Raw genomic sequence first — 15,493 nt, forward strand, 5'->3', positions numbered from 1 at the left:
GGACACCAACGGCGGGCCCTGCCTCCCTCTTCTCCTTCTCCCGGCGAAGGAGAAGCGGCCCCGCGCGTCGATGGGGAAGACATCGATCGGCAGGGTCTGGATCCGGCAGCAGTTCTTGGAAGGAAAGGACTGCTGCCGGACGTGTGATGGGATGGGCGGCACGCTCAAGGTCGCGTCGGAAGCTGCGATCTGGCGGAGTCCGCCCTTGATGGCCCGGTGTGGGGGTGCTGGATTTCGGGGGAGGAGTCGCTGGCCGGGGTCAGGACGTGCCGGATGCGCTCTGTGGTCGCGGCGAGTTCGTCAACGGGAGTGATCCGTTCGCCCCAAGACCACCAGAACCACCATTGTCCATCCAGAGGCGCGGCGGAGATCAGCTCGGTGAGCGTGGCGGCGTCAGGGTTGATCACCCGTAGACGTGGCGGTTGCTCTAGCTGAATGAGCAGTCGCGCGTGCAGACCGTGCTCGGTGAGGCGGTCGTGGAGTTGGGCGAGGTAGCCGGTGGCTTGGCTTATGGTGGCGGGCTCGGTGAGGCCGGGCATGTGCTTCTCCGGGTTCGACGTTCTGGTAGGTGTTCGATGCCAGGGGATGGGTTGAGCGTTGAAACTGTTGTGAGTAGGTGTCAGCCGGAGGACATCATTTGAGGGGCTGTATTGGGCTCGCGGTGGCGCGGGTGGCCCTTGTTGTGTTCAGTGACGAGGTTGTCCCACACGGTGAGCGCATCGCGGTAGACGCCCCGTCCGGTTTCCTCGTATCCGCACTGCTCAGTGCGGCGCAGGACCAGATATTGGCCGCCTTGGGACGCTAGCTCGTACGCGCCACAGCATGAGGTGGAGGTGATGCGGATGGGGTCACTTCCGGTCCGCTGGTAGGGCTCCCATGTGATGTCAGGCATGGTCGAGCCTTTTCCGGAGGAGGTCTGTGGAGCTCCTTCGGAAGTGACGGGACATCGCTGCGACCGGGAAGGTAGGCGCCTGCAATGCTGCTTCAAGGACGGCATCGTTCATGAGCGCCAGCAGTTCGTCCTGATCCACAGCTTCGACGACGGTGGGTTGCGTGCAGTTACCCATGTAGAAGGCGACGAGACGGCGCCGGTAGGGGGCGTACATCAGCCACCAGTCGGGGATCCGCCGCTGGAGATTCTCGACGTGCATTCTGCCCACGTCGTCGGCGATGACATCGCTGTTGCAGACCATGGGCGGGGTCGCCATCTTCCGGCGCCGGCTCTCCAGCCAGACGGACACAGGACGGATGGGCGCGGACATCCGGGAGTCCGTGCCCGCGTCTATGGCATGCATCGTGCGCTACTCCTCACATGTGGTGACGGTCCCTCACACTCTGGAGTCGCGCGCCGCCGGTGGGAACGCCATCGAGTAGGGCAGTCAAGGGGCAGATCGGGGGCAGATTCATGGGTTTGCCGGAGCTCCGCTATGCGACGATGCCCGCGAAGGGAGGTCCCGTGTCAGATCCCAACCTGCTGCTGCGACGGGCCCGCGAAAGGTTGTCTTCTCCCTCAGCGCCGGGAGAGACCGCCTCCCGACAGGACCTGGCAGATCTGGTCAACGCCTGGATCCTGAAAGAGCGCAAGTGTGATGCCGACCTGACCGCCAACTACATCGGCAAACTGGAGCGTGGACAGGTGCGCTGGCCCAACCGCGACTACCGAGAAGCGCTACGCGCCATCTGCGGCGTCGACCATGACAGCGATCTCGGATTCGCGCGATCACAGCGTGCCCAGGGGGTGCCCGGCGCGGCTGATGTGAATCGCAAGGGATTCATCCGCACGGCACTCGGGGTGGCAGCGGCTGTCCCTCTTGCCGAGTTGGCGAGGACTGCACACGCTGCCGAGCTGCCAGCGGCGGTGTCGGCCGCCGACATCGCCGAGCTGCGCAAGGTGGCCGGTATCTTCTCCACGTGGGATCACACCTACGGCGGCGGCCTGGTCCGTGACGCGGTCGCCGCACAGCTGCGCTACTCAGTATCCCTCCTTGAGCACGCCCGCTGTCCTTCGGCGCTGCATGACCACCTATATGCCGCGGTGGGATGGCTGAGCCAGGTCGCCGCGGCCATGGCGTTCGACGCCTACGCACACGACGACGCCCGCAAGCTGTTCCGGCTCGCGCTGACCTGCGCCGAGGAAGCCGGTGACTGGCACCTACGCGCCAAGGTGCTGTCCACGATGGCACGGCAGGCGATCTGGTGCGGCGACGCCGACAACGGCCTCACCCTCGTCGAACTCGCCATGGTACGAGCCGACCGGCTCACCGCCGCCGAGCGCGCCATGCTGCTGTCCGCCAGAGCACGAGCACTGGCCAAGCTGGGCAGGGCGCAGGAAACGCTGGAGACGATCGGCCGCGCCGACGCCCAGTTCGCCCGCGTCCATCCTGCGCAGGAGATGCCGTGGATGCGCTACTACGACGCCGCCCAGCATTCCGGAGACACCGGGCACGCCCTGTTCGACCTCGCGATGCGCGGCCAGTTCATCAGTGAGGCGTCAACCCGGCTGGCGAACGCGGTGGCCGGGCATACCGCCACCTACGTCCGGTCCCGAGCGATCAGCGGTATCAAGCTCGCCGCGCTCACCATGGCCACCGGTGACCCCGACGAAGCAGCCGCGATCGGCATGCGTGCCGTCACCGACGCCGGCACCGTCCGCTCCTGCCGCGCCCAGGACGACATGCGGGAACTGCACCGTCTGGCCCGCCAGCACCAGCAGCGCACGCCGGTGGCCGAGCTACGACACCGCATCCACAAGGCGATCCAGGCATGAGCGATGAGGATGACATTCCGGCGATACTGCAGGCGGCCTGCTTGCGCGCCGGCCTCGACCCCGAGGGCGCCCAGCTGGTCCGGCGCGGGGAGAACATCATCTACCGGCTACGCGGCCGCATCATCGCCCGCATCGCCCGCCGAGGGCAGACGGCCGCCGCGGATCGAGAGGTACGGATGGCGCGCTGGCTCGAAGACCACGACGTCGCGGCCGTTCGAGCACTCCCCGATGTGGCTCAACCGATCGAGGTGGACGGCAGGGCTGTCACATGGTGGCACGAGCTGCCGCCGCACCGGCACGGCACCGCCCTGCAGGTCGCCGACCAGTTACGCCGCCTGCACAACCTGCCGCTGCCCGACTTCGACATCGGCCGCCTCGACCCGTTCGTCCGCCTGGCCGAACGGATCGACGCGGCCACCACACTGACCGACGCCGACCGGAGGTGGATGCGCGAGCACCTGGCTGAGCTCCAAGCTTCGTACCAGAAGCTGCCGCCCGGACTGCCCTACAGCGTCGTCCACGGCGACGCCTGGATCGGCAACGTGGTGGCCACCGACGACGGCCAAGTGGTGTTCTTGGACCTCGAACGCTGCTCGATCGGGCCGCCCGAGTGGGACCTGGTCTCGACAGCGGTCAAAGCGTTCACGCTCGGAGGCATCTCCGTCAACGACTACGACCAGTTCGTCAACTCCTACGGCCACGACGTCACCCAGTGGGTCGGCTTCAAGACGCTGCGGGACATCCGTGAGTTCCGCCTGGTCTGCATGGCAGGCCAGGTCGCGGGCGAGAACCCCGCACGTGCTGAAGAGGCAGCACTGCGCCTGGCCTGCCTTCAGGGCGAGTACGGCCCCCGCCCATGGCACTGGACGGCCGTGCCCTAACGCTTTGGATAGAGAAATTACGGAATGTGACTTACCGAATAGAGCCGGTCTCTGTTTTGTGATAATTGCCACCCTTGTCGGATAGCTAAAAATTTCTTACGTTGATCATCGAGTGATGATCAGCTCCGAGCTGCGCGGGAGAACGTGTTTCGCCGTGGCGGAGAGACCGTTGGCGTCGTGTGGCGTCCGTTGTGGTTCGGAGTGTGGTGGCGCATGCGCCGGGTTTCGTCATGGCGTCGTTCGGCCGGAATGATTGTCGCGCTTGCTGGTATGGCTCCGGGCCTACTGGTCTTACCGGCGTTGCCGGCTTCTGCGGCCTCGGTGGTCGCCGTGGAGAACGACGCGTGGGCCTCGCCGGTGATTCCCCGTCAGATGGCTGGTTCGGCGACGGGTTTGCCGTCGTTGCTGCCCGCTACGAAGGTGCCTGCGGCGGATGAGCCTGCTGGTGGGTGGCGGTCGGAGGTGCAGCCGCCTTCGGGGGCGGTGCCGGCTGAGGACCGGAGTCAGGGTTCGGCGACGGCGTCGGCCAAGGACAGCGGTTTGCCGGCGGGGGTGCGCAGGGCGGAGGCCGGTGAGCGGGCGGTGCTGGCCGTGCCGAGTTTGGTGGATTTCTTTCCCAAGCAGGGGTACCTGGTCGATTCGCTGACGCCGGTGTTGCGGGGCTGGGGGAAGAGCAACAACGGCAGCTCCCCGTTGTCGTACTCGTTCAAGGTGTGTGACGTCGAGGCGATGTCCGGCACCGGATGTACGAACTCCGGGTACCTGTCGAATAATCGCAACAAGTGGACGGTGCCGCCCGGGAAGCTGACGTGGGGCAAGCAGTACTGGTGGCAGGTCACGATCCGTGACTCGTCCGACTTTTCGACGACGGTCTCGCCGCTGTTGACGTTCACGACCGGGGTGCGGCAGCCGGCGGTGACCTCCTGGCTGGCAGGCCGGGGCGCCGACGGGCATGAGTTCGATCAGCAGTCCGGTAACTTCACCACCACGTTCACCGACTTGACGGTGGCGACGGTGGGGCCGCCGCTGTCGGTGACGCGTACCTACAACAGTTTGGATCCGCGCACCGACGGGATGTTCGGTGCGGGCTGGTCGACGCGCTGGGACATGCGGGTGGTCAAGGAGGTGCGCGGGGCGTCGACGTCGGCGCTGGTGACCTACCCCGATGGGCGGCAGGTGCGGTTCCGGGCGAACGGGGACGGCAGTTTTCAGCCGCCGCCGGGCATGTACGCGACGCTGGCGGAGGAGAGCGGCGGGGTGTGGCGGTTGATGGACAAGGCGGCCACCAACTACCGCTTCGACGCGCAGGGCAGGCTGACGGAGATCGTCGATCAGCGGGGGCGGGGCCAGGAGCTGACGTATGGCAGCGGCGGCAAGCTTTCCACGGTGAGCGGGGTGGGCGGCCGGTCGGTGACGTTCACCTGGCAGGGTGATCAGGTGGCGTCGGTGTCCAGCGACGCGGTCGACGGTCAGCCGTTGACCTGGACCTACACCTATGACGCGGGCCGGCTGGCGCAGGTGTGTGCGCCGGTGGCCGCGCCGAACTGCACCGCCTACTCCTATGGCAGTGGGTCGTTGTATCGCAGCAGCGTGCTCAACTCCGACCCGTTCGGGTACTGGCGGCTCGGCGAGGCCTCGGGCACGACGGGGGCGGATCTGGGCACCGGCGCGGGCGAGCTGACCTATCAGGGTGTGACGTTGGCGCAGCAGGGCGCGCTGGCGGGGACCACGGACACCGCGGCCACGTTCGCGGCCGGGTCGATCGTCAAGCTGCCGTCGAACACGGTGCCGCATCTGGACGATCAGCTGTCGGTGGAGGCGTGGTTCAAGACCACCCAGTCCGGTGTGATCATGGCGGCCGGTACCGAGCAGAACGGCGCCGGCCTGGCCCGGGGCGGGATGCTGTATGTGGGCACCGACGGCAAGCTGCGCGGCTCGCTGGATGCGGTGATGACGCCGATCACCTCCGCCAACACGGTGAACGACGGGCAGTGGCATCATGTGGCGCTGACCGTCGCGGGTGAGGATCAGACGCTGTTCCTGGACGGCGGGCAGGTCGGCACCATCACCGGGACGGTCGCGGCGTGGCGGACGTATGCCACCCTCGGTAACGGCATCACCGACCCGGCCAAGTCCCCGGCGGTACCCGCCACCGTTCAGGCGTTCCCGTTCCAGGGGCAGTTGGATGAGGTGGCGCTGTACGGCAAGCCACTCACCGCCGCCGAGGTGCAGGGCCACTACGCCGCACGGACCGGCTCGACGCACCAGCTGTCGCAGATCACGTTGCCGTCCGGGCGGGTGCGGGCGGCCAACACCTACGACAGTAAGACCGACCGGATCGCCACGCACGTCGACCAGCACGGCGGCACCTGGCAGATCGGTGACATCGCCACCGAGCAGCAGTCGGGCGAGGCCGAGGTGACGGTGATCGACCCCGATGACAACGAGCTGGTCTATCTGTATGACGCCTGGCGGGGTTACCGGATCCGGGGCGAGAGCGACCAACTCGGCCACACCACCTGGCATGAGTACGACCAGGCCGGCTTTTTGAAGAAGATCATCGACCGCAACAACATCTCCAATGAGATCTATCAGGACAAGCGCGGTAACACGCTGGGCCGGCAGTACTGCCGGGCGCCGGGGGAGTGCGCGATCGAGTTCTGGTCGTACCACGTGGATGAGGATGATCCGTTCGATCCGCGCAACGACCGGGTGATCGCCTACCGGGACGGTCGTTCGGCGGGCGACACCGACAACACCTACGCCTCCACCACCGACTACAACAGCTTCGGCGAGCCGACCGAGCAGACGAGTGCGGCCACGCAGGACTTCCCGTCCGGGCGTACGGTCACCACCGGCTACACCGACGGCAGCGAGCCGGCGGTCGGCGGCGGCAGCACACCGGCCGGGCTGGTGGAGACCAGAACCGACGCACGCGGCAACGCGTGGAGCTACCGCTACACCGCCGCCGGTGACCTGGCCGAGCAGAGCGACCCCGAAGGGCTGGTCACCCGGCTGGACTACGACGTGCTCGGCCGGCTGACCGCCAGCACCCGCGTCTCCGACGCGGTCCCCGACGGCGCGCAGACCACCTTCGCCTACGACGGGCGCGGCCGGTTGACCTCCACTACCTCTCCCGGGGTGGAGAACGAGCTCAACCAGGTCACGCATACCGCTCAGCTGCGGCAGGCCTACGACGCCGACGGCAACCTCCTCACCCAGACGCTGGCGGACCTGACCGGCGGCGAGCCGGACCGCGTCACCGCCTACACCTACGACGCCCGCGGCCGGCAGGAGACGGTCACCGATCCCGAGGGCGGTGTGGTCCAGCAGGTGTGGAACGAGCGAGGCTGGCCGACTCGGGTCACCGACGCGCGCGGCACGGTCGTCGAGTTCGGTTACAGCGAACGCGGCGAGCTCGTCTCCAAGACGTTGAAGGGCTGGATCGGCAGTCCGGTCAACCCGCAATCGGCGCAGGACGTGGTGCTGGAATCACGCGCTTACGACCCGGGCGGGCGGCTGACCGCGACCGTGGACGCGATGGGCCGCAAAAGCCGCGTCGTGTACTGGATGGACAATCGGCTCAAGGAGCAGATTGCCGACGACGCCAAGCTCAACGGCATCGTTACCCCGCGCGATGTGGTGATGCGGGCGGATACGTACGACCCGGCGGGCAATCTGGAGGAGCAGATGACCGGCGGCGGCAGCACCGTCACCCTGTTCGACTACGACGAGGCCAGCCGGCTGGTCTCCACGACGCTGGACCCCGGCGAGCTGGCCCGCAAGACCGCGTTCGTCTATGACGCGAACGACAACCTCACCCGCTCCACCCGGACGGCCGCCGGCACCAGCCGCACCGAGACCATCAGCTACGCCTACAGTAAGCTGAACAAGGTCACCCGGGAGGCCATCGAGAATGGTGCGCAGGACGTGATCTCCAGCATCGGCTACGACGACCGGGGCTTGGTCACGTCCATCACCGACCCGCGCGGCAACACCGACGGCGCCACCGCGGCTGATTTCACCACTACGCTGCGCTACGACGCGCTGGACCGGCTCGTGGAGACCACGGCTCCTGAGGTGCAGATCGACAAGGACGGCACCGCCAGTCAAGCCCGCCCGGCCTCGCTGACCGGCTACGACGCCGCGGGCAACAAGACACATCAGCGTGACGCCGAGGGGCGCACGCATGTCTCGGTCTTCGATAAGGCGGGGCGGCTGACCAGCGCCACGGCACCCGCGTACATGCCGCCCGGCGGTAGCGCGGTCACCCCGGCCATCCAGCACGCCTACGACGCGGCTGGGCTGCGGCTGTCCACCACTGATCCGCGCGGCCACACCAGCACGTCGGAGTATGACCAGCTCGGTCGTCCGGTCCGCGTCACCGACCCGGCCCCAGCAGGTCAGACGGCCGGCACCCGGGTGACCGAATACGACATGGCCGGTGAGGTCCGGGCCAGTGTCGACCCGACTGGAGCCCGCGTCGAGGCGACCTATGACGACCTGGGCCGGCAGATCACCGCGACCGAGATCGAGCGCCAGCCGACGACGGCCGCCCACACCACCAAGCTGGAGTACGACGACGGCGGTCGGCTGGTCAAGCAGATCGCGCCCGGCAACAAGACCACCACCTTCGCGGTGAACGCGGCCGGTGAGGTCACCGCAAGCACCGACCCGCTGATCAATGAGACCACGATGGAGTACGACCTGGCCGGGCGCCTGGTCAAGACCACCGACCCGCTGGGCAACGCGACCACCGCCACCTACGACCTGGCCGGCCGGCAAACCGCCGCCAAAGACCTCAACAGCGGTGGCACGGTGCTGCGCACCCACGCGTTCGGCTACGACGCGGCCGGGAACCAGACCAGCTCCACCTCGCCCGAAGGTCACACCACCCAGCAGACGTTCGACCCGCTCAGCCGGCTCACCTCGCGGATCGAGCCGGTCTCGGCCGGCGAGTCGATCACCACGAGCTTCGGCTATGACGCCACCGGTGCCCGTACCCGGCTCACCGACGGGCGCGGGCACGCCACCTGGACCACCTACAACAGCCTAGGCCTGCCCGAGAAGGTGACCGAACCGGCCACCACCGCGCACCCCAACCTGGCCGACCGCACCTGGACCCAGATCTACGATGTGGCCGGCAACCAGGTCGCCACCGAACTGCCGGGCGGGGTGCGCATCGACCGCACCTTCGACCACCTGGGCCGCCTCACCAGCGAGGAAGGCGCAGGAGGAGGCGCGACCACCGCGCAGCGCACCTTCGGCTACGACCTGGCCGGACGCACCACCGCCGCCGGGGATCTGAGCGTCGCCTACAACGACCGCGGCCAGCCCACCCAGATCTCCAAGGGCGGCACCCAGCAGACCGCCTACGGCTACGACGCGCTCGGCAACCCCACCCAGCGCGTCGACGCCGCCGGCACCGCAGCGTTCACCTGGGACAACGCCAACCGGCTGAAGACTGCCACCGACCCGGTCACCGGCCGCACCCTCACCTACGGCTACGACGCCGCCAGCCGCCTCAAGACCATCACCGCCACCAGCGGCCAAGCCAGCACCCAAAGCTTCGACTACGACCCGATGAACCGCCTCACCAGCCACACTCTGAGAAACGGCTCGGGCACTCAACTGGCCAAGGTCACCTACGGCTGGGACGACGACGACAACCTCACCACCAAGACCACCACCGGCACCGCAGGTGCGGGCACCAACACCTACGGCTACGACCACGCCGGACGCCTCACCTCCTGGACCGCCCCCGGCGGCACCACCACCGCCTACGAATGGGACGCCGCCGGCAACCGCACCAAAGCCGGAAACGCGACCTTCACCTACGACGAACGCAACCGCCTGACATCCGGCGACGGCACCGACCACACCTACACCCCCCGCGGCACCCTGGCCACCCAGACCAAGAACGGCGCCACCACCTCCTACACCTTCGACGCCTTCGACCGGCTCCTCGCCGACGGCGACAGCACCTACAGCTACGACGCCCTCGACCGCGTCACCAGTCGCATCCGCGGTGCCGTCAACCAGACCTTCACCTACTCAGGGCTCGGCAATGACCTCGCGACCATCAGCGCCGGCGGCACCACCCAAGCCCGCTACAGCCGCGACGCCTTCGGCGGCCTGCTCGGCCAGCAAGAAGGCGTAGGCGCCGCCGTCGCCACCATGTCAGACCTGCACGGCGACCTGATCGCCACCTTCACCACCACCCTCGCCACCTCGACTGCCTACGACCCGTTCGGCAAGGTCACCGCACAAACCGGCACCGCCACCACACTCGGCTACCAAGGCGAATACACCGACCCCGACACCGGCAAAGTCAACATGCACGCCCGCTGGTACCAACCCGGCACCAGCACCTTCACCAGCCGCGACACCATGACCCTGGACCCGAACCCGTCCGTCCAGGCCAACCGCTACACCTACGCCAACGCATCCCCCCTTACCCACACCGACCCCACCGGCCACTGGGGCGAATCGAAGTACACGCCCGAAAACACGGACCCGGCTGACGGATGGATTTGCGGCAGCTGGGGCGGCTGCTTCAGGGTTTCTAACCCCCTCTACAGCTGGGGCAACTCGAACGTCGGCGACGGCCTGCCAAACCTTATCCACGACGACTTTGACTATTACTACGACAACGTCTACCTGCCGAGCGTGCAGTGGGCATGGGGCGATGACGAGGAGTCGGAGCGTACCGGCACGATGCCCAACGGCATGACGGCACCGCCCGGATTCTGGGACATGACTGCCGAAGAGCGCAAGGGTTTTACGATGTATGCCACATTTCAGAACTTCATCAATCCGTCGATCACTGAGGAGGAGCTGCTTGGCATCGTACCCCCCTCTGGAGGATCCGCAGGGGCCTCTGGCCCGTCTCATTATGAGGCATATAAAGGCCTTCTCGAACATCGTGAGGTCATCGAAAAGGCGGCCAAGAAGTTCGGCGTGAATAAATATATGCTGACTGCTGTTCTCATTTATGAATATCAGGATCCGGAGGCCCGTCGTTACGGGGTGATGAAGTATACAGACACTGCGATCCGTTTTGCTATAGCGAAGGGAGACGGGTCGTATGGCCTCGCGCAGCTCGAGCCCTACAAAGTGATAAGGGCGTGGGAGCACTGGAAAAAGAAGACAAAAAACCCGAAGATGGCAGCAACTATTGGCACAATATACGCTACCGGCCTACTGCTGAATCCCGAGACATCCATTGAGGTGGCAGCAATGTACATGAGATACCTCAAGGATACAATAAGTATACCAACCCATCCCCATTCAAGCCGGTCACTTACCTGGGCAGAGGTTGGTGTCGCATACTGCGGGTGCGCGGGAGTTGCGGAAAATGCAAGTGACAGAGCTTGGAATACCACCAAGTTCGTTCGATGGATTTCCGCCGGTGCCGGCCCCCAGGGTCCCGGTACCAAAGATGGCGATGAAGCAGTTCGACGATACAGGGCAATGCACGGATGGGCGCGCGATGCCGGTTACGAGTATTACAACAACTAGGTTTAGAGATCCTATGTCTAAATTGCTACATTTTGCGCTAGCTTTATTTGCAGCTCTGACTATACTAACGGGCTGTCGCGGGCTACTGTCGCCCGAAACAATCGAAGTCGACCCGGCTGCCCTTCGGGAGGTAGCCAGTATTGGTACTGTCGTAGAACGGGATACGGTCGACCCGATATATGATAATACCATCCAAATTATAAATATCCTGATAATGGATGTCGGTGCTTCTTCGTTCGAGGGGGCGGCAGCCAAGGTGAGCAGTCTCCTGCAGGCGCGAGGCTGGGTCGTATCGAATAGATACTTGAATCACATTGAGATGGAGTCGGCCAAATGGGGGTTTACGAGAGTGACAATCGCGCCCATTGAAGACCTCAAAAATTTTGGCGCTGGGATGGAGATTGAAAAAAGAAATTCGGCAGAGACGGCCGCCTATGTCCTCGTAGACGTAACCCCTTTGGGGTCGTAGGGGTGAACGCTTTCTAAGGCCTGGATCCACGGCGTGATTCCTGTGATCATTTCTCGGTTCAATTCCTCGACGAGGAGTGAGGCTGCAGGTAGAGGGCCTGTTTTCGGACGTGGGAGGCCCGCCGTGCTCGGGTCACGGGCTGTCCGGTGGTGCGGGTCGGTGGCTGGGTGGGCGCTCGGGAGGCGCCGGGGTGACTGTCGGGTCGTCGGTTGGTGTGGTGACCAGGGATTTCGTGGCGGGTCAGGCCGTTCGGGCGGGCGGTGGGTCGTGGGTGGCGATGAAGGCATTCGTCCAGGCGCTCTGCCAGCGCCAGCGCTTGGGCAGGTGCAGGGTGAGGTGGTCGCGGCCGTGCCGGGAGACGCGGGCAGGGACGGCGATGAGGTGACGGCGCACCGTTGCACCGCGCGCCTTGGCATGGAAGGCGCCGGCCAGGCAGCCGGTGGCGCGCAGCAGATTGTGCGTCATCGCCGCCAAGGTCAGCCACGCGGCGTTCGCGGCGAAGACGCCTGAGGGCAGTCGCGCGAGCGGGCCGTCGATCAAGTCCGCGTTGACCTGTTCCTGCACCGCGTGATCACGATGCTGTTCCTCGGCCTGGACCAGCGTGTAGGGGTTGTCGGTGAAGATCGGATAGTAGCGCCAGGCAGGGAACAGCTCGTCCTGGCCGCGCCCGGCGTTGTCGTTGAGTCGCCGGACTCGGCGCACGATCAGGCGGGCGGTGACGGCTTTGCCTTTCTTGCTGGTGAAGGCGGTGTAGGGCACCTCGGCGATCTCGGCGTCGGAGACCCAGCCGCCGGCCTGCTCATCGAAGATCGCTTTCGGGTACTTGATCGGTGTCCACGCGCGGGGGGCGATGGTGGCGATGGCGGCCTTGACCTTGGGATCCAGCTTGGCGGTGACCGAGAAGCGGGCGTCGTGGTCGCGGCAGGCAGCCACCACGTCGGCGCCATAGAACGCCGAGTCGCCGCGCATCATCAGGGTGCCGCTCACGCCTGCCGCGCGGGCGGCGGGGATCTGCTCGCGCAGGAACGAGGCTGCCCCACGCGCTGAGCTCGCGGTGCCGCCGCGAAGGCGGCTGCCGCACACGAGGGGGGCGGCCAACGGTGTGGACAGCGTCGCCATCAGCACATTCAGCCCCCGGACCAGCACACTCTTGCCCTGGATCTTGGTGTGGCCGAAGCCGCTGCCCTGCTTGGCGTAGCCGTAGGTACGGCGCTGCATGGAGTCGATGTCGAGGAAGGCCAGCACGTCCTTGCCTGGCAGCAGCGGCGTGTGCGCGGCCAGCGCCGCCAGCAGCAGCCGGGCGCTCTTGTCGAGTTGGCGGACGTTACCCCAGGTGAACGCGCGCAGGAACGAGCCCAGCGTGGACGGCGCCCGGATGCCGTCGAAGAGCTTGTGCATCTCGCCGTGCCGTAGCAGGCCAAGGTCGTCGATGCTGTCGGCGCCGCACATCATCCCGGCCACGATCGAGCAGACCTTTGCCGCCGGATTGGCCCCGTCCGCGGCCGCGATGGTGACGTGCTCGCCGACCAGCCCGGCCAGGTCGCAGCGCTCGACCAGCTGCATCGCGTGCGCCAGCCCGCTGTAGGCGATCACGTGCTCGTCGTCGAAGATCGCATGAGTCTTGCTCGCGGCGTGGGAGAATCGCACTTACGAGGTGTCCTTTGACTGCGGTGGCTGGAAGCGTAGAGAACTCCCATCCTCCCAGCTCGGAGGGCACCTCATTTCATTTCTCGACGATCACGTCAGATTCGGCTCCGTGGATCCAGGCTAAGGCGCTCCGCCGGGCAGCTGCAACGGTAGCGGGAGAACGGGAGCCCGTCATCGCGGTGATGGAGGCTGACGGATGGCTTGCTGTCAATCAGGAGTTGTTCAATTCGCTTCAGGAATCCATGACGCGATGCGGAGTTCACCTCGTGCTCGGCGAACTTGGCCAGCTGGTACCAAAGGGCGATCGGCTGCTCCTCAATGGGACACCAGTAGACCTCATTCTTCGCTATTTCAGCGATGAGCAAATTATCGAAGACTCGGCCGGACAAGCAGCTTACGAGCTGATCTGCCGAACCCAGGAACAAGGCGGCGTTGTCCTCTACACGCCGCTCGAGAGCTACTTGTTTACCGACAAGGCGGCCTTGGCTCTACTGACCGAGCCGAAGTACCGCGCTGGCTTTTCCCGAGCGGAGAAACATTTGATCGATGGGCTACTCCCGTGGACACGCACCCTGCATGATTCCAGGACCGAATTCAATGGTGAAACCGTCAACCTCCTGGACTTCTGCCAAGAACATCAGAACGACCTCATCCTCAAACCGGGCGCCGGCTACTCGGGAATCGGCGTTATCGCTGGATGGGAAACCGACAGGCAAGAGTGGATTACGCGTCTGCGCCGCAGCGTTGGCGGTCCGTTCATCGTCCAACGCCGTGTCATCCCTACCCCCGAGCCCATCGTTGACCCTGACACCGGAGACCTCGAAGAAGTCCTGGCCACATGGGGCGTATACATCTCCGAAGACGGCTATGCAGGCAGCATGATTCGCGCTGCCCCGTTGGACAGTGGTGCAGTCATAAACTTCTCCAGCAACTTACGAACCTCCGTCACCGGTCTCTTTACCTATCGCGAGCCGGTGTAGCCGCTTCAGCAGCGTGTCGATGCGCTGCGCGAGTGAATCATCAACCCCAGGCCGAGCGATCCCGAGCGATCGCGGGGCCGCTCGGCGGCCCGGCCCTGATCGAGCGCTATTAGAAGGCAAACGCCGAGGCCCGGGCCGTGCTACATGCGGCCATTTACGCCCGCCGGCTCGGCCGTGGTGTGGCGTTGCCCCGATTGCTGCCGGAACAGGCCGCCAGCGGCTACCTGAGCGAGGGATCAGTAGGACCTGCTCGGCGATGACTGGTTGGAACGGGCTTTTGCTTACCTTACCGACTCCCGGCCTGCAGATGAGCCCTGCCTCCTTTGACCCGCAGCCTCTGTGAAGGCATGTGAACTCGGCCGAGAGCGGCTTGGCCGGTGCTTGGACGGGTCTACGGTCACGCGGGGCGTGTCCCGCTCACTAACCCTTCCATCAGGCCCTTCTGCTGGGTGTCATTGGGGTCTGATTTTACGGTCCAGTCTGAGGCGGCCGATACCCGACAGCGCAAACCGGCACAATTCGCCCACGCTACCGGCCCGCTGATGTGCCGGACGCGTGCCGAAGAGCATGTGACGAGCATGAACTCGGCCGTCTTCGCCTCGCAGAAGAGGGTCGAGAATCAAGAAAGTGCAGGTCAGACAGGGTATGGGGTGGTAGGGCGCCCGGGGCTCGAACCCGGAACCTACGGATTAAAAGTCCGTAGCTTTGTTGTCGCATGCCAAAGCGTGCCGTGTTCTGTCGCACGGGGTTCAGAAGTGCCGACGCAAATGCATCGAATCCGGACGTTCGTTCATGAAATGCTGTCGGCGATTTGTCTGTGAATGTCATGGATTCGAAGCCGCGTGCCGCTTTTGGTTGCTCGGGCTACTTGGTGCAGGTGCCGATACTGGTTTGACCAAAGGCTGACCTATCGCGCTGTCCGAACTCGGCCTTTCTTGCCGGTATTTAGATAAGTGACGGGGATGAGTTCGCCCACCGGATTGGGGGATCCGATGGTGACTGTACGGCTCAGCCACTTCGCCGAATCTCGATGCTGTGCCGTCCATGCTGGCGGAGCTCGCCGTCACGTGATCAGGGCGTGGCCCTCTGAGTGAGGCGTCCGCCGAACCAGACAAGCCCAGCACGCCCAGGCTCGGCCGGGGCAATGTGACCAGCGGATATCGCTTGACATGGGCGGTGAAGGTGGGCGTCGATACCGACCGCCCCGGGCCATCCGGTGGCCCCGAAC

8 protein-coding genes are annotated in these 15,493 nt (G+C 65.5%); 4 read left to right on the top strand and 4 right to left on the bottom strand.

The genetic code is table 11. The annotated features are described in order from the left end of the window. Positions 1–164: 164 nt before the first annotated feature. From ACTMTF_RS00305 to ACTMTF_RS00315, 3 genes are all read right to left on the bottom strand, one after another. Complete coding sequence (locus ACTMTF_RS00305; protein WP_441108676.1) at positions 165–539, bottom strand: hypothetical protein; 375 nt, start codon at positions 537–539, stop codon at positions 165–167. Between the two features lie 80 nt (positions 540–619). Continuing rightward, positions 620–892 (bottom strand): hypothetical protein, encoded by a 273-nt coding sequence (locus tag ACTMTF_RS00310; RefSeq protein ID WP_441108677.1) that lies wholly within the window; start codon positions 890–892, stop codon positions 620–622. Continuing rightward, positions 885–1,241 carry a hypothetical protein gene (locus ACTMTF_RS00315; RefSeq protein WP_441108678.1) on the bottom strand — a complete coding sequence of 119 codons (357 nt, stop codon included), beginning with the start codon at positions 1,239–1,241 and terminating at the stop codon, positions 885–887. The genes ACTMTF_RS00310 and ACTMTF_RS00315 overlap by 8 nt, the downstream gene beginning before the upstream one ends. Before the next feature lie 215 nt (positions 1,242–1,456). On the opposite strand from ACTMTF_RS00315, the gene ACTMTF_RS00320 reads away from it, so the two are divergent. The 3 genes from ACTMTF_RS00320 to ACTMTF_RS00330 all read left to right on the top strand — a co-directional run bounded on the left by ACTMTF_RS00320 (position 1,457) and on the right by ACTMTF_RS00330 (position 11,169). After that, a complete protein-coding gene (locus tag ACTMTF_RS00320; protein WP_441108679.1) occupies positions 1,457–2,767 on the top strand; it encodes a hypothetical protein in 1,311 nt (436 codons plus the stop codon). After that, the gene (locus ACTMTF_RS00325) at positions 2,764–3,648 is read left to right on the top strand and encodes a phosphotransferase (protein WP_441108680.1); all 885 of its coding nucleotides are present in this window, start codon (positions 2,764–2,766) and stop codon (positions 3,646–3,648) included. Before ACTMTF_RS00320 ends, ACTMTF_RS00325 begins: the two co-directional genes overlap by 4 nt. Positions 3,649–4,188: 540 nt before the next feature. Beyond that, entirely contained in the window at positions 4,189–11,169 is a 6,981-nt protein-coding gene (locus ACTMTF_RS00330; RefSeq protein WP_441108681.1) for an RHS repeat-associated core domain-containing protein, read from the top strand. Between the two features lie 709 nt (positions 11,170–11,878). On the opposite strand, the gene ACTMTF_RS00335 is transcribed toward ACTMTF_RS00330, so the two are convergent. Beyond that, entirely contained in the window at positions 11,879–13,285 is a 1,407-nt protein-coding gene (locus tag ACTMTF_RS00335) for an IS1380 family transposase (protein WP_441108682.1), read from the bottom strand. 182 nt (positions 13,286–13,467) lie between these two features. Here ACTMTF_RS00335 and ACTMTF_RS00340 point away from each other — a divergent pair, with 182 nt between their 5' ends. Then, positions 13,468–14,265 (top strand): hypothetical protein, encoded by a 798-nt coding sequence (locus tag ACTMTF_RS00340; RefSeq protein WP_441108683.1) that lies wholly within the window; start codon positions 13,468–13,470, stop codon positions 14,263–14,265. Positions 14,266–15,493: the final 1,228 nt, after the last annotated feature.

Source organism: Nonomuraea sp. ZG12 (genome assembly GCF_052068115.1).
In the GTDB taxonomy this organism is placed as follows: Bacteria; Actinomycetota; Actinomycetes; order Streptosporangiales; family Streptosporangiaceae; genus Nonomuraea.

Coding starts and splice junctions, on each gene's coding strand:
- ACTMTF_RS00305 (WP_441108676.1), bottom strand. CDS start 539: ATGCCCGGCCTCACCGAGCCCGCCACCATAAGCCAAGCCACCGGCTAC.
- ACTMTF_RS00325 (WP_441108680.1), top strand. CDS start 2,764: ATGAGCGATGAGGATGACATTCCGGCGATACTGCAGGCGGCCTGCTTG.
- ACTMTF_RS00310 (WP_441108677.1), bottom strand. CDS start 892: ATGCCTGACATCACATGGGAGCCCTACCAGCGGACCGGAAGTGACCCC.
- ACTMTF_RS00340 (WP_441108683.1), top strand. CDS start 13,468: ATGGAGGCTGACGGATGGCTTGCTGTCAATCAGGAGTTGTTCAATTCG.